Origin of the sequence: Acinetobacter sp. AOR43_HL, assembly GCF_027854635.1 — a bacterium.
Classification (GTDB): domain Bacteria; phylum Pseudomonadota; class Gammaproteobacteria; order Pseudomonadales; family Moraxellaceae; genus Acinetobacter; species Acinetobacter pittii.
The window spans coordinates 256,677-276,526 of sequence record NZ_JAKTHX010000007.1; the positions used below are offsets into that span (position 1 = coordinate 256,677).

The following is a 19,850-nucleotide window of genomic DNA, read 5'->3' on the forward strand; positions in this document are numbered from 1 at the left end:
GCCCACAATAGTGAGCTCTTAATTCATTCATTATTAGTTTCAACTAACTAAAAGCGCCAGTTGTAGAAAAGATCGATTGCTCTTTCTAGAGATTGACTTGCTTCTAAATATAAACGTCGATTCATTTGATAACGTAAAGTGAGTTTGTTTACAGGAGTAAACACCCCAACACCATAGCGAATAAACAGATCTGGTGTGATATAACCCGTTAAACTCACTTGCGTATCATCACCTGTACCTTGTGCATCTAAAGCTAAACCGCTCAAACCAAACGTACGTCCAATCTGGTTAGTTAAAGCACGTGTACCACCTAAGCCCATACTAATACCTGCAGCTGCGATGGTGTTGTTTACATCAGATTTAAAACCTTCTGCATTACTCAAGCCACTCGAACCTTCATTAATACGACCAGTAACAAGCGCATTCAATGCTTCTTGCTCAGATAAACCTGCATCGTTATAAACCTGAATGTTTGGCGATGTCGCAGTACCTGTAACACGTACGCCAACCATGCTTCCCTGAACATTTTTATTCGCATCGATATCTAAAGTCGGGTTAGCCAATGGTCCATTAAAACGGGCAATTGCTCGGTTCAAGTCTAGACTTTGTCCATAAGCTTCAATTTTCACTTTTTGGCTAACACCAATCGCTCCGTTAGCTCTCATTGCGGTCTCATAGCCACGTTGGCTTAAGTTTAGACGACCAACTAACGGAATATTACTGTTAAAGCCTTGGAAGATCACTTGTTTTCCAATATTAACAGAAATATCAGCTCGAATATCCCAAGGTTTAGCGGCCCGTAAAATTGCAAGTGGATCTTGACCTTGGCGCACGATGCGAACATCTGATGAAGTATTAATAATTGGAGCAGTTGTTTCTGGCATTGAAATACGTGCACGAGGAACATCTACAGATCCTTTTAAGCTTAAACGCTTATCAAAAGGATACATATCAAGTGTCAGATTCGGGTTGGCAATTGCTGTAATTAATGGCGCTTGACGTACCAGTAAATTATCACCTTTCAGATTTAATTGAAGGCGTGGCGCATCTTTCCACTCAAAACTACCTTTAAGCAAGCCTACACCTTGCCCACTATTAAATGCTCCATCAATTGTTGCCATATCCTGACGAATTGATGAATATACCTGCACATTAGTTAGATTTACTGGCAGAGAAATCATGCTGATCGCACCATTCTTCAGGCGCATTTCACCAGTAAATTGAGGTTGAGTTAATGTACCGTTGACTTTACCAGCCAAGGCTAACGTCCCACTCATTGAGCGAACATCTTGAATAAATGGTTTCAAGACTTTTAATTGAACATCATTAAAGGCCACTTCACCATGCATTGGCATTGATGACTGGAATGGGTTGATAATAACATTCGCATAACCCGTACCAATATCCGGTGTTTTCACATCAACACGGAACAACAGACCCTCTGATACACTTTTTGCAATTACCCCTAACTCATCATAAGCCAAAGTCGTTGCAGGATCTTGTGGATCTTCAGCAGCTAAACCGATTTCACCTTTACGCGTAATTAAACGCGCATCAAGTTTTGGATTACCGCCATTTACCCACGATGCTTTAGCGTAACCATTTAATTGTCCAGTCATGGCTAAGCCTTCTGGCATAAATGCTGCGAAGTCGCTTAAATCCATGTTCTGAGTTACAAAAGAAACATTACCTCGTGCTTTACTCACTCTTACAGGCTGATCAAAACAGAGCTGACTATTGGTACTTTGCCAGCAATGTTGGCCCACATATAGCTCAGATTTTGCCGAAGAAAAAATTACTGGAGCATTTTGATTTTGTGCCAGACGAATTCGTCGTGAATCAAAACTTCCTTTCTGGATTTGACCTAACCAATCATTCTTTTGATTAAATCCACCTGCCAACTGAACATAGAACTTGGAAACACTGTTATTGCCAAGTACTTTCAATAAATGTGCTTTTCTTGTTCCTGTCAAATTCACTTCAGCAGACTGGATTTCTCTATTTCCGCTACGCAGATTATTTAATTTTGCGGTTAATTGAGTCGGTGTTATTTCCGATGTTGGAAGCTCACCCTGAATACTCAATCTCTTCACACTTACAAGTGTATTAAAAGCAAAATTATCTACGGCAATATTCGCTGTTGCTTTTAAACGTGGTTGTGATTGAACATTCAAATCACCATAAGCTCGACCGCGCAGTCCCGGATATAACTCGTAGAGTGCTGGTGCATTCAACTTAATTTTTAGATTTTGTGCATTGCCAGTAGCTTGTAGCTGGTTCTGTCCATACACTAAAAATAAGTTATTTGCTTCAAATTGCTGAGGTAAAAAGCCATTTTGATTGGAATCCATCAATAGAGATAGATTACCCTTGCCCCGAACAGGTTTATTATTTAAAAAGCCTGCAAGATTCAATTGTTGAATATTAATTCGCTTCAAATGATCAGACCAAACCCCTTGAGTTTTCAGGTTTCCTGAAATTTCACCTTTAACAGTTGAGGCAAAATATTGAGGCTTAAAGCGTACTAATGAACTATTAATATCCCATGCAATGCGGTCTTTTAAATTTACAGAACCAGTAGCATAGATTTTTCCAGCCACACCATCGTGTTGTAATTGGCTAATTCGAATAAAATCTGGCGTGCCCGCTATAGAAAACTTCAACAAACCATTTGCCTGTTTTAAGGCTTTTAAAGATCCGTCATAATTAACCGCAAAACCTTTAAAACCGCCACCAGCTTTAACATCATGAAATAATAATGCTGCTGTACTTTTTCCGCCTAAACTTACAGTTTCTTGACCTGCTTGAGCCAATCGACCCGTTAAATCAATTTTCTCAAACTGAATAATTTGCTGGTTTGGTTTAGCGAAACCATTTGCCTTAATCGAACCGTTTAATAGATTGACCGGCGCTGCTGCATGAATACTTTGTGGATTAAAATCTTTTGCATTTAATAAAGCATTCCAAGCCAGCTGACGTTTTTCAGTAGGTAATAAAACTTTAGCCTGACCTGTTAAGCTACCTTTTTCAGCAGCAAAACTAAAATTAGGCACATTTAAGATATTATCTTTAACATTCAGGTTGGCTAGATATTGTCCTGCTGGCAATAAAGTTTTTTCATGCTGATATACTTTTGTAGCAACCTTAATATCTTGTTGACCGTCACGTAATGTTAAATCGACTTGACCATTATCACTACTTAACCATCCAATATAAGGCATTGCACGGTCTATATTTGCCCAAGCTACATTCATAAGCATCGGTTGAGGTTTATTATTCTTTTCTGGCGCCTGATTAAGTTTGAGTTTCCACGACTCATAACGGTCAAAGTCAATATTAGCAAATACTTCTGTACCTTTTTCCAAAGACCCAGTTGAGGCAACAGCAGCATCTAAACTTGGCGGTAAAAAGTCTTGAACTACCTGAGGAATTGCTTTGTCTTTAGGATTAATGCGATCTAAACGGCCTTTAATATCCCAAGTCACATGATCTTTCCAATTCACCAAACCTTTAAGGTTAACGGCACCTTTCATAACTTGGCCGTTGAAATCGGTAATATTAAGCTGATGAACTAGATCAGTATTCATCAAAGCGTTGTATTGACCTTCAGGTAAATTCTCACCTTTTAAATCTGTATCAAGTGCCAAATTAAGCTGTTTAATATCACCCTGAAACTTGATCACGCCATTTTTTGCAAAGAGTTTCTGCTCTTGTAATAAAGGTAAGTGATAGTTTTTTAGTAATAATTCACCGTGCATCGGAACTTCATCACGAACAGGGTGCAATACAACCCAACCTGTTAATAGATCAGGAGTAGTTGTTGCAACCCCAGCTTTTATAGTATCTAAACTTCCCCGAGCTACGACTTTAATATTCTGAATATTTAAACTTTTTAAAGATGGGATTCTTAAATCTGCTGTGGCATCTAATGGATATTTACCACTAAAGTCCATTTCGCCTGTGGCGTTGTGGACTGAAAGATAGCCCATATCCATACTGGATTTTTCAAATTCTAGTTTGGTCTCTGACCAAAGTGCATCCTGCAAATGAACGTCATGAAAACTTACATCTGAGGTTGCCAACTTAATTTCTAAATGATCAACATCACCTTCATCTACGCGTAAAACAAAGGGTAACTTGATTGGTTTAAATTCAAAGGGTTTACCAGAGGGCGGAGTTTTATTAATAATACGTAAGTTGCGTACATCTGCATGGCTTAAATGCACTTCTTTTTCTAATAATAAAGAACGCCATCCTAAACCTACATCAGCTCGATCTAATGAAACATCAACGTCTTTTAATTGCACCAACACATTTTTGAGAATAATGCCTCGCAATAAGTTCCCGCCTTCGTATTCATATTTAATTATTTTCTGAGCTTCTAAAACCCGATCTAATAAAAAACGGCTTCCGCGATCCGTTGACATCATGATGACTAACGAAGAAGCCAATAATAACAATATGATCAATATCGTCAGCAAGAAGCTACGCAAAATGCGACGCTTCTTCTTAGGAGAGCTTGGTGCCGAAGTGGGCTGCTGTTCTACTTCCGCCATAAAATAAACCTAATAAAATTTTATTTTTAAAGTTGTGGGCCTATAAAGAAATGTAAACGAATCGGATGGTTCTCATCTGAAATACCCGAAGCGACATCTAAACGGATTGGCCCAATTGGAGACTTCCAGCGAATTCCGACCCCAACACTATAAGCTGCTGGATTACTGAAAACTTTATCGTAAGCATTACCAAAGTCAGAGAAAACAGCTGCTCGCCATCCATCTTTGAACTGATAGTTATATTCTAAAGAACCTACAGCTAAAGCTTGGCCCCCAATTTTATATCCATCTACTTCTGGAGAAAGACTTTTATAGTCAAATCCACGAATCGTTTGGTCACCACCCGTAAAGAATCTAAGATTGTATGGAACTTTGTCAAAGTCATCTGTAAAAATATAACTAAGGTCAGATCTTCCAACAAATTGGTGATCATCATTTTTACCTAGAGAATAAATAAATCTCCAGCCTGCACTCGCAATTGCCATATTGGCATCAGACAGTAAACTCTCGCTGCCTAATTCTAATTTATAAGTTTGTTTAAAAGCTTTTGTTGGGTTTAAACGTGTATTACTTGAAGTTTTAGATGTTTCATAACTAAACAATAATGCTTCTTGCTCAGATGCAGCTGTTTTAAAAGCATCTGGTAATTCAGAAATATCAACATTACCTTTTTGGGTCAAACGATCTAAACGATAACGAACACCAATAGTATGCTGCCAATTTCCTAATGGACGTTTGATTACCCGCTCCCCGCCCACAACAGCAGATTCGGTTAACAGGCTTACATCCGGACCAATATCATCCCGTGTTTCACGTTCATAACCGCCAACGATATTAAAATAGTCATTTAACGGATGTTTATAGGGAATACTATATCGACCATCAATCGATTGACGAATTTCAGAAACTTCTAAGTTGGCATCAAAAGAATGGCCATATTTATTTACGATAGAACGGCGATATTGACTACGTAAACGCGCCCCCGTATCGGTTCCATAACCAATACCAGTTTCCAAACTATTTAGCTTATCAGCATTTAAAGTCACAATAACTGGAATTCTTTTTGTTTCACGTGCTTGAGCTTGTAAACGATCCTGTTCAGTTTCCTGTTCATCATGCTGAGCTGCGGCGCTTTGCAACATCGCAGTTTGAGGCTCTGCCTGTTTTGCATTTTGTGTTCCAGCAAACTGTTTTTCATCGACTACGTTTTGCGTAACTTCTTTATTGGATGTCGCTAATTGACGTGCTTTCGCAAGTTGTCGTTGTTCTGGTGAAAGTAAATTAGACTCATCAACATCAATATTTTGCTCATCGACCAAAGCTTGTAAATCTGGCGGTAATTCAAGTGGCTTTTCAATTGGATCTGGCTTAATGCTATCAACCAAGGTGTAATTAAAATAACGCGAGTTGGTTAGGTTATTCGCGAGCACATTTACACGCCAGAAAGCATAGTCATCACCTTCTTTCCAAGGTGCCATACTTTCTAAGATATTTTGATTTAATGGCAAAGGTTTCGAAGGATCGCTCATACGAAACTCGACCTTATCTAATTTATAACGCTCACCTGTCTCGTAGCGTAAATTAATATCGGCCTTATTTTCTGGCTGACTTACTTTTACATCATGCAATCGCCAATAAGCATCAAAATAACCGTTATCAGATGCTGCATCGACAATACGGGTTTTAGTGGTTTCATATAAACCGTGATTAAAGATATCACCAACATCTTGATCAGGAACTAAGCGAATAACCTGAAATTGCGGCTGCTTTTCGCCTGGACCTGTAAACTCAATATTTTGCTCATTAATTCGTACTGGTTCATTTGGTGTCACCCTGACACGCACACGACTCGGACTTAATTTTTCAAATCGGAACTCAGCATTATAGTAACCAACAGCTTGAGCAGCCTGATTACTTAATGTTCTAAGCTGAGGTAAAGCAGCATTAAAGTCTTCAAAAGATTCTTGAGTAAAAGTTGAAAGCTTACCTTTAATATTTTTAGCTAACACATCTGAAGCGCCTTCTACCTCTGCGCTAATACGCGGTACTTGTTCCATCGGAATTGCACGCGGCGGACGTACTTTATTTAAAATACGTTTAAAGAAACCAGCTTGCTCAGGTGGTTCTTCGGCCTCTGGTGTCAATTCAGGCAGTGTTTTTCCAGTCTCATTGGCTTCAACTACAATCTTACTGTCAGACTTAATCTCTTGCATAAGCTGATCAATATTTACAGGCGCCTGATTAATTTGATTTAATTCAGATTGAGTTGCATCGCTTACAGTAACTTCAGGGAGTTTCTGAGTCCCATTTTGAAAGTTCTGTGCTTCATTCTTTGCTTCTTCCGCTACCCTATAAATTTCATTTGCCATGTTCTGATCAACAGGCATATCAGGTAAATCTTCAAGGTTATCAAGAGTAATTGGCTTAAATTCATCAATTTGATTTGGAAATTGTTCTTGTTGTTGCAATATAGCCAAGCTATCTTGTTGCTGCTGAGCTTGGGTTACAAGTGTAGCGATATCTGTAACTGGAGCAGTATATTGCTCATTAACCTGAGCTGATTGTTCAGTTGACTCATCAGATACTGTCTGGTTTAAAGTTGTTGATGAACTATTCTCAACAGAAGTTTGAGCAAAACTTGGCGTTACGCAAACGCTTAACAACAAGCTGCTACAAATAAGTTTAGGAATGCCCTGCATTTTTAAAATTAAATGCATAGAATGTGAGAGAGTTGACTGTTTAAACTTAATTTTAGAAGGCATAGAAAACTCTAGACTTATTTTTTAATAAAACGCACCAATGTGAGTGTAAAACTCACTCAAAACCATTGATTTTTCATTTAATCAAGCGTTAAAAATATCATACATGGTTTTCGATGCAAATTAACACTCGGTCACATTTTTTTATAAAACACAATGAAGTTTGCACATGATGAAACAAGATGAGCACCTGATGACCTCACGTCGGTTTGTACCGATGTTTTTTACCCAGTTTTTTGGCGCATTAAATGATAACGTTTTTAAGCAAGCTTTATTATTGGTGATTACTTATGGATGGATTCAGCAACAATCTGCTCCTGTAAGTACTCTTAATAATTTGGCAGCCCTCTTGTTTATTCTGCCCTATTTCTTTTTTTCAGCCACAGCTGGACAAATCGCCGACAAATACGAACGATCTCAACTCGTCCGTGGTATTAAAATTTTAGAAATCATCATTATGCTCATTGGTACTGCGGGTTTCCTATTAGGAAACTTATGGCTACTTCTTTTTGCTTTATTTTTGATGGGGACACATTCGACATTCTTCGGCCCGATTAAATACGCAATTTTGCCTGAAATCTTAAAACCGAACGAGTTAATGTCGGGTAATGCGCTATTTCAATCCGGCACATCCATGGCGATCTTGTTCGGGATGATCTTAGGTGGTGCCGTAATTGCCTCATCAGATGGTAATTTATTGTGGATTAGTATCACCGTAGTGGCTATTGCTTGCATAGGCTATTTATTTAGTCGCTTCATTTTGCCGCAAAAAGTTGCTGCACCTGACTTAAAGATTGACTGGAATTTTATCCGTACAAGCTTTCAAACCATTAAATATGCCAAAAGCTTACCGCTAGTATTCACAATTTTGCTAGGCAACTCATGGTACTGGTTTTATGGCGCGACTTATTTAACTCAAATTCCGCAGCTTACCCAGCAAAACCTTCATGCATCAGAAAATGTCGTAAGCCTGTTACTGACTTTCTTTTCAGTCGGTATTGGTGTGGGTTCTCTTCTTTGCCGTAAAATTGGTGGTTCAGAAATTAATATTAAAATGGTGCCGATTGGTGCAATTGGCCTTACTGTTTTTGCGCTCTACCTTGCTGCCAGTTTAGCTTTTGTACCAGAAAGAACCGGAGCATTACTTACCTTAAAAGACGTTTTTACCCAAGGCTGGGTTTACTACCATGTCATGATTGCTGTGACTTTATTGGGTATTAGTGGCGGTTTTTATATTGTTCCCCTATATGCCATGATGCAGGCTTATTCACCACGTTCACATCGTGCACGTGTTGTTGCAGCGAATAACATTTTAAATGCTGTATTCATGGTTTCTTCTGCAATTTTTTCAATCTTAATCTTAAGTGTTTTAAAAATTGATATTAAAATACTATTTATTATTACAGCTGTACTTAGTGCAATCTTTAGTATCTGGCTTCTCGCTAGACTAAAACCAATGCTTGCCACAGCCCACCTTTCTTTAGAGGACTAATTTATGCGCCACTATACTGGAATTGATCAACTTATTAACTCATTTGATCAGGCATTGCGTAGTCTTGTTCCAGGTGCAACAGCAGCACAGCGTCAAAATCCAGCTGAAACAGTAGAAACAAAACTTGGTGTAGAAGATGCTCGCCATGTCGCAGGTTTAATGCGTGTTAACCACAGTGGAGAAGTATGTGCTCAAGCACTTTACCATGGGCAAGCATTAACGGCGAAATTGCCAAATGTACGCCAAGAAATGCAACAAGCAGCGATTGAAGAACAAGATCATTTAGCTTGGTGTGAAGATCGTTTAAAAGAATTAAACAGTCATACAAGTTTGTTAAACCCAATCTGGTACGGGTTGTCATATGGCATGGGTGCCCTTGCTGGTATTGCAGGTGATAAATATAGCTTAGGTTTTGTTGCTGAAACTGAGCGTCAGGTAAGCATGCATTTACAAGATCACTTAAACCAGTTACCCGCTCAAGATGAACGTTCTCGTAAAATTTTAGAGCAAATGAATGAAGATGAATTGCATCACCGTCATACTGCACTTGAAGCAGGCGGTGTTGAATTACCGTATGCAGTAAAAATTACGATGACTGCTATTTCAAAGTTAATGACAAAAACGAGTTATTATCTTTAAAAACCAAAGGATTGATCTCATTCAGATCAATCCTGTTTAAAATATTATTTTAAGCCGTGATCATATTTGAAACGTTCGATATCTCGAATTGAATTCCAATAGTTTCTGTTAATACGGTCACGATCAATTTGTAATTCTCTTAAAAGCTTACGATAACGCTCACGCTCTTCTGGCTTTAATTTTTCGTTATAAGCACTATCAGAATATTGCTTAAACTTTTCATCATAACGGTCATATTCATTTTTTGCATTGTAGTAATCGGAAGCTGCTCGATAATAAGGTCTTAAACGATTACGCTGCTCGATTGGGCATACATTAATATTGCCGTTACCCTCTAAAGCGTTATAAAAAATATTTGATGGCTGGCAATAATACCCTAAGCCCTCTTTATACCCACGTTCATATGACTTTTGATCTGGAACAATATTGGCTTTTCCACACGCTTTGTAATATTGATCTAAACGTGGCGAAGACCCCTTTGAACCATCTTTCTCACCCACTAATGACCAATTCGCAGTCTTGCATTCTTCTACGCTCATTGCAGCACAACCTGAAAGGCTGATTGCTAAAATGGCTAAACCGATATTTTTCATATTAAGAAAACTCAAAAATAAAATTAAAAAACGCAAAAAATAAAATTCCAGTACATGTGCTATATAAGCCTTGCTCAATTCAAGATTTATAAATAAATGTTTAACTGGATAAGCATTTAAGTTTAAAGCAGTTTGACCATCTCACCAAATGAGAAGCTAAAATTTTTAGCTTTGTTTAATTTTAAAAAGAGAAATCCGTAGAATTTTATAATGCGCCGACTGCTCTTATACGCTAATTTTACTTTAAAAATTGATTATAAAAATCAAACTCAAGAGATTGATTATTAATAAATAAAAACAATAAACCCCATAAAAAAACCTTTCATTATTTTACTCTTTTTTTACGAGATTAACTTCAAAGGCTACGTTAGGATTTTAGCTAAATAACCACCAAGGTTTTTTATAATGAGTACGCATATTTACCCAAATTTAAACTTACAAAATTCTCACTTTAAGGCATTTAAAATATCAGATGATTTTATTCCACAAACGCAAATTCATACGTTCAACTCAGAGCTTTTTTTAAAAGAAGTTGATGAATATTTAAGTTTATATCCTCACACTCAGCACATTGATATTTGTCTACATGACTTAAACGGGCATATTCGTGGCAAACGTATTGACGTTAAGAGTTTGAAAAATCTATCTAATGGATGTTATTTTCCTCTTTCTGTTTATGCAATGAGCCTTGATGGAAAAGTGATTGAAGAAACAGGCCTGGGAAAATATATTGGTGAACCAGATAGACTTTGCCTGCCCATTTTAGGCAGCTTGCAACCTAGTGCCTTATCCCCAGAATTAAATGCTCAGCTTTACCTATCAATGCAAGAAGAAGATGGTTCAGACTGTCGCTATGAACCACGTAATATATTAAAAAAATTATTAAATCAGTTACATGCTAATAATTATTTCCCTGTCATGGCTGCCGAGCTAGAGTTTTACCTTTTCTCACCTCAGCATCAATCCGAGACATGTTTAGAAAACCAATGTTTTGATATAGATGCACCGAATAATTATCAGCAAGTCCTAGATGAAGTTGAGAAAGCAGCCCTACTTCAATCTATTGAAATTACCGCTATTGTTGCGGAATCATCCCCTGGACAATACGAATTAAATCTTCAACACAGCCATGATATTTTAAAGCTCTGCGATCAAATTAATGCTTTAAAAAGAATTGTAAAACAAGTCGCAAGAAAGCATGACTTAACCGCTTGTTTCATGGCGAAACCAAACTTGGCAAAGGCTGGTAGTGGCATGCATTTTCATATGAGCATGCTTAATCAATACCATAAAAATATATTTAGTTCAGAAATAGAAAAAGATGAGCTTTCAGCCAAATTATTGAGCGCGATTAGTGGCCTAATTGAGTTAATGCCTGCATCTATGGCGATTTTAGCGCCTAATATTAATTCTTATAGACGTTTTAAAATTGGTCATCACGTGCCATTAGAAGCCAATTGGGATACTAACAACCGAAATGTTGCAATCCGAATTCCATGCTCAGATGTACAAAATCAACGCTTAGAATATCGGGTTGCTGGAGCCGACTGTAACCCCTATTTGGTTGCAGCGACTATTTTAGCTGGCGTGTCTTATGGCTTATCTCATAAGTTACCGCTGCCAAAACCTGCACATCTTTTAAAATTTCAAGACGAGCACATTTTATTAGCCAACAATCAGCCGGAAGCCTTAAAAATATTTAAAGGAAGTCTTATTTTAAAAGGGTATTTAGGGGCAGACTTTGTAGAACATTGGTACACGGTTAAACAGGCTGAATATCAAAATATTTACAGTCAAATGACTGAAGCAGAACAACATTGGGATATATAAATAAAAAGAGCAAAAAAACTATAAACCACTTTGCAAACCCTTAGGGAGAAATACCCTAAGGTTTTTTTTATATCTAATTAATGATTTTTCTGTTTAGCTAAAAAACGTAACCCAACACCTGGTTCAGTAGCAATATAACGTGGCTGAATCGCGTTATCCCCCAGTTTACTGCGTAACTTGCCCACTAAAATACGTAAATAGTGCGTATCTTCCTGATGGGTGGGTCCCCATAGCTCTTTTAAGAGCTGAGGCTGTGTTAAAAGCTGCCCTTGATAGCGCATTAATAGTGTCAAAAGTTGAAACTCTTTTCGAGTTAAAGTAATTGGTTGTTGCTCGATCCAAACTAAACGTTGCATGACATCGACTTTAAGATAACCATCGTCATACACATGTGCTTCTTGCTGGATTGGTTGATTTCTTAGAATGACACGTATGCGCGCCAAAAGCTCTTGCACACTAAAAGGCTTGGTCATGTAGTCATTTGCGCCTGCGTCTAGCAAGGCAACTTTTTCATATTCATCAGCACGTACAGATAACACAATAATGGGAACGTTCGACCAGCTACGTAATTCTTGAAGCACTTCTTTTCCATCTAAATCGGGTAAGCCTAAGTCTAAAATAACCAAATCAGCCCCTTGGGTTGCCAAAGCCTCTAGGCCTTTGTAACCCGTTTCGCAGAGCGTGGTTTTATATTTTTGAGTTCTTAAAGCAATGTCTAGAAATTTACGAATTTGAGGCTCATCATCAATAATCACAATACGTGTTTCTACAGGTGAGGTTTCGGAACTTATCATGAATTTACAACTTATTCTTTTACTGGGTGAATGGGTAATCTGATTTGAATTAAAGTACCTTTATTTTGGCGCCCTGAAAATGCTTCTATTGTACCCATATGAGCACCAATAATCGCTTTTACGATTGTAAGCCCTAAACCAGTACCAAACTTTCCACGGTCTCCTCGTTCCATCGTGTAAAACATATCGAAAATACGATGTCTTTCGTCTTCGGGGATTCCAGCACCTCTATCTTCAATTTCTATTTTCACCTCATCTTCTGACACAAGATGAGTACGAATCATGACTGGTTCATCTGGAGGTGAAAAGTTTGCGGCATTTTCTAAAACATTAAAAATAGCTTGCTCTACCAGTGCTGGGTGAACATACAAACTAATTGGTTGCTCAGGTAACTGGACTAATATTTGCGTATCTGGTTTATAACGCTTTAAACGGCGGGTTGCCGAACCAATTAATTCATCTACGCCAATCCAGTCTCTTTTTAAAGTTAGACCCTCGTGCCCCAAACGGGTCATATCAAGCAAGTTTTGAATATAACGGTCTAAGCGCTCACCTTCTAAATGAATTGTTTCAAGCAGATCTTGCTGGTCTTGTTCGGACATATCAGCTTTAAAATTGGCAAGTGTGTCTGCTGCCCCAATGATAGAAGCAAGTGGTGAGCGTAAATCATGCGATACCGAAGATAATAAAGCAGAACGTAAGCGCTCTGTTTCACTGGTGACTTTTACTTGTTCTAGCTCATTGACCAATTGGGTTCGAAGTACTGCCTGTGCAATGTACTCAATTACACTTTCAGTCAATTTTTTTTGCTCAAAATTTAAGGAAACCACTTCATCCTTAAAGTAAATTCCCACAATACCTAGGCTATTTTTTTGTTCTAAAAGAGGTAAAAACCACCAGTTTGACTGACTCAGAGTATCGGTAAAACGCCCACACGGCTGCTTGTGTTTCAAACACCATTCTGCGGCTACTTTTTCTTTATCATTTAGCTCAATATCAGATGAAATTACCTTATCTCGAATAGAAATCCACACTTTAGTTTGAAGTTGTGTTTCTAAAGTCATACGTCCTGTTTGCATGACTTCTTCAAGATTTACTGCACTAGAAAGCTTACGTGCCAAGTCTTGCATTACCGTAGTGTAAGCATTGGCAGCTTTTAAAGACAAAACTTGCTGGCGTAACTGAGAAGCTAAACGGCCAGCAATTAAAGCTGCTGCAAAAAAAGCAACAACGGTGACTACCCCTTGGTGTGCTGAAATCTGAAAGGTATAACGCGGGGCAATAAAGAAAAAATTATAGGCTAAGAAACAAATAAGAGCAGCCACTACTGCAGCTAACATTCGGGTTTTCGTTGCAACAATTAAAACAGAAATAATAAAGATGACAGAGAAGTCTTCAATACCAAATAGAACTTCGGCGAAGTGAGCTAGAAAAATACTACCGCACGTCACAGCTAAAACAAAAATGCTTTCTTTTAATGATAAAAATGAAGGTTTTCCGAACTGATTAATCTTTTTAGTGCCCTGTTCTGGGTGCAAAATGGTTAAAGCAATCGAGTTTTCTTGATTTAATAATTGCTGAGCTAAATTTTTCTTAAATAACTTTAACCACCACGGTGAAATACTTTTACCAATGACTAGATTCGAAATTCCTCGGTCAACGGCCGCATCCATTAACACTGACGCAACTCGATGCCCATATAAGACTTCTGTTCGACCACCGAGTTGCCGAGCTAACTCAAACGCACGATCGATCTCAATATATTCTTTTTTATAAGAACTCACTGAGCTCTGACCAAAGTCCAAACTTCTAGCAACATTCACTACAGTCCATGTAGCCCCATTACGTTCTGCTAAGCGGCAGCCTGCTCGCACTAAATATTCAGAAGAGCGTTGCCCATCTATCGCAATCATCAATTCATTTTGCAACGATATAGATTTCAAACCCTTTGAGGCATAACTCTCTTTTAAGTCTGAATCGACATGCTCAGCAACGCATTGCATTGCCAGTTCACGTAATGCCGTTAAATTTGAAATGCTAAAAAAGCCTTGTAATGCCAGATTTGCTTGCTCTGGTACATAGACTTTTCCTTGATGGAGCCTTTCAATGAGTTCACTGACGGGTAAATCAATTAAGCGAATATCTCGAATACGATCAAATACCCGATCTGGCACCGTTTCATTTACTCGAATGCCCGTAATTTGGTAGACCACATCATTCAGGCTTTCTAAATGTTGAATATTTATAGTGGTAAATACATCAATACCTGCGTCTAGCAACTCATTAACATCTTGCCACCGTCGTTCATGACGACTATTTGGAACGTTGCGATGAGCCAATTCATCAACCAAAACGATTTGCGGATGCCTGAGTAAAATAGCATCCAAGTCCATTTCTTCTAAAATATGCCCCTGATATTGCATTTCTTTTCTAGCAATCTGAGGCAACCCTTCCAAAATTTTTAGAGTTTCGATTCTTCCATGGGTTTCAACAATACCAACAACAACATCTGTGCCCTGTTGAAATAATTCTTTGGCGCGGGCGAGCATGGCATAAGTTTTTCCTACACCAGGTGCCGCACCAAGAAAGACCGTTAGTCGACCGGCTTGATATCTGTTGACATGATTTAATAAGGCCTCAGCCTGATTTTCGCGATTGCTTTGCACTTGATATCATCCGGTAAACTAACAACTTTATTTTTAAGTTAATGTGTAGATTGTAATTGATCTAAAGCAATATTGAGCTGTAATACATTAACACGAGCTTGCCCTAGTACACCAAACTGCTTCGGTTCAACATACTTTTGCAAAAGCTCTTCCACAACCTTAGGATCTAAATGACGAGCTTGAGCCACTCGAGCAACCTGTAACTGAGCAGATTCAGGACTAATATGCGGATCAATACCACTACCAGATTTAGTCACCAAATCACTTGGTATAGGTGTATTGCCCGTGTGATCTTGTTTTTTCACAGCAAGAATCTGAGCATCAATTTGTTGCTGTAGTTCAGGATTAGTACGCGCTAAGTTTGTACCTGCCATCGCCATCGGGTCATAAGCAATTGCTGAAGGACGCGGATGAAAATAAGCCTCTCCAACAAATGGCTGAGCAACTAATTTTGACCCTAAAACTCTATGATCTATTTCAATCAAACTACCATTCGCTTGATTGTTAAATAACACCTGTCCCGCACCTGTAGCGATAGCACTATAAGCAGCGCCACAGCCAACTAAGGTAAAAATTAATAATCCCAAAGATGCTCTTAAGGTCTGACCCAAATTTGCTTCTGAATTTTGTACATAAGTTTTCATTTCAAACTCCAGATTACAAACCAAATAATTGAACAATCACTACATCAATTGCTTTAATGGCAAGGAATGGCAGAACCACACCGCCCACCCCATAAATCAACATATTTCGACGTAATAACTGAGTTGCCGTTGAAGGTTTAAATTTGACGCCTCGGAGTGCGATTGGAATTAATAGCGGAATAATAATCGCGTTAAAAATTAATGCAGATAAAATCGCGCTGTTTGGACTTGCCAAGTGCATTACATTCAATACTTGCATTTGTGGAATCGCAGCAGCGAACAATGCAGGCAAAATGGCAAAGTATTTAGAGACGTCGTTTGCCAACGAAAATGTTGTTAAAGCGCCACGGGTAATCAGCTGCTGTTTCCCAATCTCGACCACAGCAAGTAGTTTGGTTGGGTCTGAGTCTAAATCGACCATATTGCCAGCTTCTTTTGCAGCTTGTGTACCTGAATTCATGGCTAAGCCAATATCGGCTTGAGCTAATGCTGGTGCATCGTTGGTTCCGTCACCGACCATTGCAACTAAACGACCTTGTTGTTGTTCGGTGCGAATACAAGCTAATTTGTCTTCTGGTTTTGCTTCGGCAATATAATCATCTACACCAGCTTCAGCAGCAATCGCGGCCGCAGTTAATGGGTTATCACCTGTAACCATGACAGTTTTAATACCCATTTCTCTTAAACGAGCAAAACGTTCTTTAATACCGTGTTTAATCACATCTGAGAGTTCAATCACACCCAACACATGATGTTGATTAGCGACGACTAAAGGTGTTGCTCCTTTTTTTGCAACTTGTTCAACACGCGCTTTTAATTCTAAATCTTGAGAATAATCCTCATCTACAAATTTCAAGATTGCATCTAATGCACCTTTACGAATTTGGTCACCATTCGGTAAATTCACACCAGAAATTCGGGTAGAAGCATTAAAAGAGATAAATTCGGCTTGCTCAGGTTCTTGCTGTTTTAGCCCTTGCTCTTTTGCTAACTTAACAATCGATTTCCCTTCTGGTGTTGGGTCGGCAAGTGAACTTACCCAAGCAGCAGCTCTCAACTCAGACTCGGTTACCGAAGTTAAAGGATAAAAAGAGGTCGCTTGACGGTCACCATAAGTAATGGTTCCTGTTTTATCGAGTAAAAGCACATCAATGTCACCCGCAACTTCGACAGCTTTCCCCGATTTCGCCAAAACATTGGCTTTAAGTGCACGGTTCATACCCGCAATCCCAATCGCAGGTAACAAGCCACCAATGGTTGTAGGAATCAAGCAGACCAATAACGCCACGAGCACGACTGGATCAAGTTCAATATGCAAATACTTGGCAATAAATGGCAAGCTAATCACGACAATTAAAAACGTGATTGTCATTACCATTAACAAGAAGCCAAGCGCAATCTCATTCGGAGTTTTCTGGCGATTTGAGCCTTCGACCAAAGCAATCATGCGGTCTAAGAAACTTTGACCAGATTCAGCAGTTACTTGCACAACAATACGATCCGTAAGTACTTTAGTTCCACCAATAACGCCTGAACGGTCTGTTCCAGCTTCACGTAGCACAGGTGCTGACTCACCTGTAACAGCTGATTCATTAATAGTGGCAAAGCCTTCTACAATCTCACCGTCGGCTGGAACAAGCTCACCTGCATGTACTTCAATAAAATCATTTAAATGAAGTTCAGACGCTGCAACTTGAGTCGCTTGACGGTCTGTCAAAGAGTTGAGTCTTCGAGCTGTTAAATTTTCTCTTGCTGCACGTAGTGAAGATGCCTGCCCACGGCCTCTAGCTTCTGCAACTGCTTCGGCATAGTTAGCAAATAAAATCGTAATAAACAGAATTGCTGTAACCACGAAACCAAATAATAGCGTGGTGTAACCCAAGACTGTACTAATTGCAGTAACCACTGTTCCAAGCCATACAATTGCCATCACAGGGTTTTTAATTGCATGCTGCGGTAGCAGTTTCACAAATGCATTTTTCCAAACTTCAAAATTTGGCACTGCCATGGTTTGTTTATGGCTATTTACATGAGTTTGTGTATTCATTTTCACTCGCCTCCTTAGCCTTTAACCAACAAAAGTTGATCGGCAATAGGCCCAAGGACAAGAACTGGCATAAATTGTAATAAGGTAAGCAACACAACAATCGTAATCAGCGTTAAAGCAAAGGTTGGAGTTTCAACCTGAAGACTACCTGCTGTTTCGGGTGCTTTTCTTTTTGCTGCTAAACGTGTTGCAATCATTAATGGCAAAATTAATGTCGGGAAGCGTCCTAACAGTAGAGCAATACTACAAGTAACATTCCACCATACAGTGTTGTCTCCAAGACCTTCGAAACCTGAACCATTGTTTGCAAATGCAGAAACATATTCGTAGAACACTTGGCTAATACCATGTGGTCCTGGATTACTAATTCCAGATATGCCTGGAACGCTGAGGCTTAATGCGGTAAATGCAAGAATGACTAAAGGTTGAATCAAAATAATAATCGCGAGCAACTTAATTTCTGCTGCTTCAATCTTGCGCCCGAACAATTCAGGGGTACGGCCTGTCATTAAACCTGCAATAAATACGGCAAGTAATAGATAAATCATAAACTGTTGCAGACCACAGCCCACACCACCCCAAATCGCATTAATCAACATGTTGATGAGTTCGACTAAACCAGTAAGCGGCGCAGAAGAATCATGCATCATATTGACCGAGCCGTTATTTACCTGTGTAGTAAGCGCTGCCCAAACTGCTGATGCTGCTGGTCCAAAACGTTGTTCTTTACCTTCCATTACGGCAAATTGAGATGCTGTCGATGACATACTTTCAGACCAGACAGCCGCTGCACCTGAAATAATCGACATGAAAAGCATGCTACCAAAGACAAAGTAAGCAAACTTTTTACGCTGAGTAAAATGCCCGACCATAAAAATGACTGTGATTGGAATAAGTAAGATCGCAATCATTTCTAGTAAATTAGAAAATGGTGTTGGATTTTCTAAAGGCACAGAACTATTTGGACCATACCAACCGCCACCATTACTACCCAATTGCTTGATCGCTACCATTGGCGCAACTGGCCCTAAAGGAATTTTTTGGGTTTGTACTGTATTGGCTTTATCAATAAGTTGTACTTCTGGCCCACCTTGGAAAGTTGCTGGCACGCCTTGGCTGTTAAGCAACAATGACCAGACAAAACAGAGTGGAAGCAAGAATCGGACTGTAGGGCGAATTACATCTGCCCAATAGTTACCAATTAAAATTTGATCTGGCTGCTCAGCAACATCGGCCGTAATATGGCTTGGACGCTGATAAAGGAAAGCTCTTAATGTCGCAACAACCAAAGCCAGCCCCATCATTGGAGTAATGACTTGCAAACCTACAATACCTGTCATTTGCGACAAATAAGATAACTGAGCCTGACCAGAATAATGCTGTTGGTTGGTGTTTGTTAAAAATGAAATAACAGTGTGTAGTGCTAAATCCCAACTCATATTTGGTGCATGATTTGGGTTTAATGGTAGCCATGCTTGCGTCATAAAAATAGCAAGAATAGCCACAGCAAGAAAAATACAGCTCACAACAAATGCTAAAGAATATTGTTTCCAGTTCATTTGTTGTTGTGGAGATACACCTAACAAGCGGTATACAGGATTTTCAATCCAACGAAATAATCCATCACCCCACATCGGCTGATTTGCCATCACTTTGGATAGATATTTACTGAGGCACCATGCTAGAAAAATAGCAATAAATAAAACAAGTATAAGTTCTAACATAGCTATTCTCCTCTATACCCCTTGGCTTGATTTGCCAAACTGGAAATAAGGAGAGATGGAGAAATATCATTTGTTTTAAGTCCGCATAAGACAATGCCAGACTGAT

General features: G+C 38.9%; 11 protein-coding genes. 3 read left to right on the top strand and 8 right to left on the bottom strand.

Annotated elements, in window-relative coordinates; translation table 11 throughout:
• Window positions 1-47: 47 nt before the first annotated feature.
• Both MKL33_RS03735 and MKL33_RS03740 read right to left on the bottom strand, forming a co-directional pair.
• Window positions 48-4,556: a translocation/assembly module TamB domain-containing protein gene (locus MKL33_RS03735; RefSeq protein WP_270906477.1), complete on the bottom strand. Its 4,509-nt coding sequence runs from the start codon at window positions 4,554-4,556 to the stop codon at window positions 48-50.
• Window positions 4,557-4,582: 26 nt separating this feature from the next.
• Entirely contained in the window at window positions 4,583-7,318 is a 2,736-nt protein-coding gene (locus MKL33_RS03740; protein ID WP_214285180.1) for an autotransporter assembly complex protein TamA, read from the bottom strand.
• Window positions 7,319-7,484: 166 nt separating this feature from the next.
• Here MKL33_RS03740 and MKL33_RS03745 point away from each other — a divergent pair, with 166 nt between their 5' ends.
• Both MKL33_RS03745 and coq7 read left to right on the top strand, forming a co-directional pair.
• The gene (locus MKL33_RS03745) at window positions 7,485-8,807 is read left to right on the top strand and encodes an MFS transporter (RefSeq protein ID WP_014207111.1); all 1,323 of its coding nucleotides are present in this window, start codon (window positions 7,485-7,487) and stop codon (window positions 8,805-8,807) included.
• 3 nt (window positions 8,808-8,810) lie between these two features.
• Complete coding sequence (gene coq7, locus MKL33_RS03750; RefSeq protein ID WP_262451376.1) at window positions 8,811-9,446, top strand: 2-polyprenyl-3-methyl-6-methoxy-1,4-benzoquinone monooxygenase; 636 nt, start codon at window positions 8,811-8,813, stop codon at window positions 9,444-9,446.
• 44 nt (window positions 9,447-9,490) lie between these two features.
• Here the strand turns inward: coq7 and MKL33_RS03755 are convergent, their stop codons facing one another.
• Window positions 9,491-10,039, bottom strand: coding sequence for a DUF2799 domain-containing protein (locus MKL33_RS03755; RefSeq protein WP_005073618.1), 549 nt, complete (start codon window positions 10,037-10,039; stop codon window positions 9,491-9,493).
• Between the two features lie 405 nt (window positions 10,040-10,444).
• Between MKL33_RS03755 and MKL33_RS03760 the strand changes: the two genes are divergently transcribed.
• Window positions 10,445-11,869: a glutamine synthetase family protein gene (locus tag MKL33_RS03760; RefSeq protein ID WP_068557329.1), complete on the top strand. Its 1,425-nt coding sequence runs from the start codon at window positions 10,445-10,447 to the stop codon at window positions 11,867-11,869.
• A 77-nt stretch (window positions 11,870-11,946) separates the two neighbouring features.
• Here the strand turns inward: MKL33_RS03760 and MKL33_RS03765 are convergent, their stop codons facing one another.
• From MKL33_RS03765 to kdpA, 5 genes are read right to left on the bottom strand one after another with little or no spacing between them, the layout of a single operon-like run.
• On the bottom strand, window positions 11,947-12,663 hold the full coding sequence (locus MKL33_RS03765; RefSeq protein ID WP_238517041.1) for a response regulator: 717 nt from the start codon (window positions 12,661-12,663) through the stop codon (window positions 11,947-11,949).
• Window positions 12,664-12,674: 11 nt separating this feature from the next.
• Window positions 12,675-15,329, bottom strand: a complete 2,655-nt coding sequence (locus tag MKL33_RS03770) for a sensor histidine kinase (protein ID WP_270906478.1) — start codon at window positions 15,327-15,329, stop codon at window positions 12,675-12,677.
• A gap of 38 nt (window positions 15,330-15,367) precedes the next feature.
• Window positions 15,368-15,973 (bottom strand): potassium-transporting ATPase subunit KdpC, encoded by a 606-nt coding sequence (kdpC, locus tag MKL33_RS03775; RefSeq protein ID WP_202732230.1) that lies wholly within the window; start codon window positions 15,971-15,973, stop codon window positions 15,368-15,370.
• A gap of 13 nt (window positions 15,974-15,986) precedes the next feature.
• Window positions 15,987-18,026, bottom strand: coding sequence for a potassium-transporting ATPase subunit KdpB (gene kdpB, locus MKL33_RS03780; RefSeq protein ID WP_081035555.1), 2,040 nt, complete (start codon window positions 18,024-18,026; stop codon window positions 15,987-15,989).
• Between the two features lie 8 nt (window positions 18,027-18,034).
• A complete protein-coding gene (gene kdpA / locus MKL33_RS03785) occupies window positions 18,035-19,744 on the bottom strand; it encodes a potassium-transporting ATPase subunit KdpA (RefSeq protein ID WP_270906479.1) in 1,710 nt (569 codons plus the stop codon).
• Between the last annotated feature and the right edge of the window lie 106 nt (window positions 19,745-19,850).

Bases quoted from the DNA above. Each gene is read 5' to 3' on its own strand.
- MKL33_RS03740 (WP_214285180.1), bottom strand. From the start codon at position 7,318: ATGCCTTCTAAAATTAAGTTTAAACAGTCAACTCTCTCACATTCTATG.
- MKL33_RS03745 (WP_014207111.1), top strand. From the start codon at position 7,485: ATGATGAAACAAGATGAGCACCTGATGACCTCACGTCGGTTTGTACCG.
- MKL33_RS03755 (WP_005073618.1), bottom strand. From the start codon at position 10,039: ATGAAAAATATCGGTTTAGCCATTTTAGCAATCAGCCTTTCAGGTTGT.
- kdpC (WP_202732230.1), bottom strand. From the start codon at position 15,973: ATGAAAACTTATGTACAAAATTCAGAAGCAAATTTGGGTCAGACCTTA.
- MKL33_RS03765 (WP_238517041.1), bottom strand. From the start codon at position 12,663: ATGATAAGTTCCGAAACCTCACCTGTAGAAACACGTATTGTGATTATT.
- kdpA (WP_270906479.1), bottom strand. From the start codon at position 19,744: ATGTTAGAACTTATACTTGTTTTATTTATTGCTATTTTTCTAGCATGG.
- MKL33_RS03735 (WP_270906477.1), bottom strand. From the start codon at position 4,556: ATGGCGGAAGTAGAACAGCAGCCCACTTCGGCACCAAGCTCTCCTAAG.
- coq7 (WP_262451376.1), top strand. From the start codon at position 8,811: ATGCGCCACTATACTGGAATTGATCAACTTATTAACTCATTTGATCAG.
- MKL33_RS03760 (WP_068557329.1), top strand. From the start codon at position 10,445: ATGAGTACGCATATTTACCCAAATTTAAACTTACAAAATTCTCACTTT.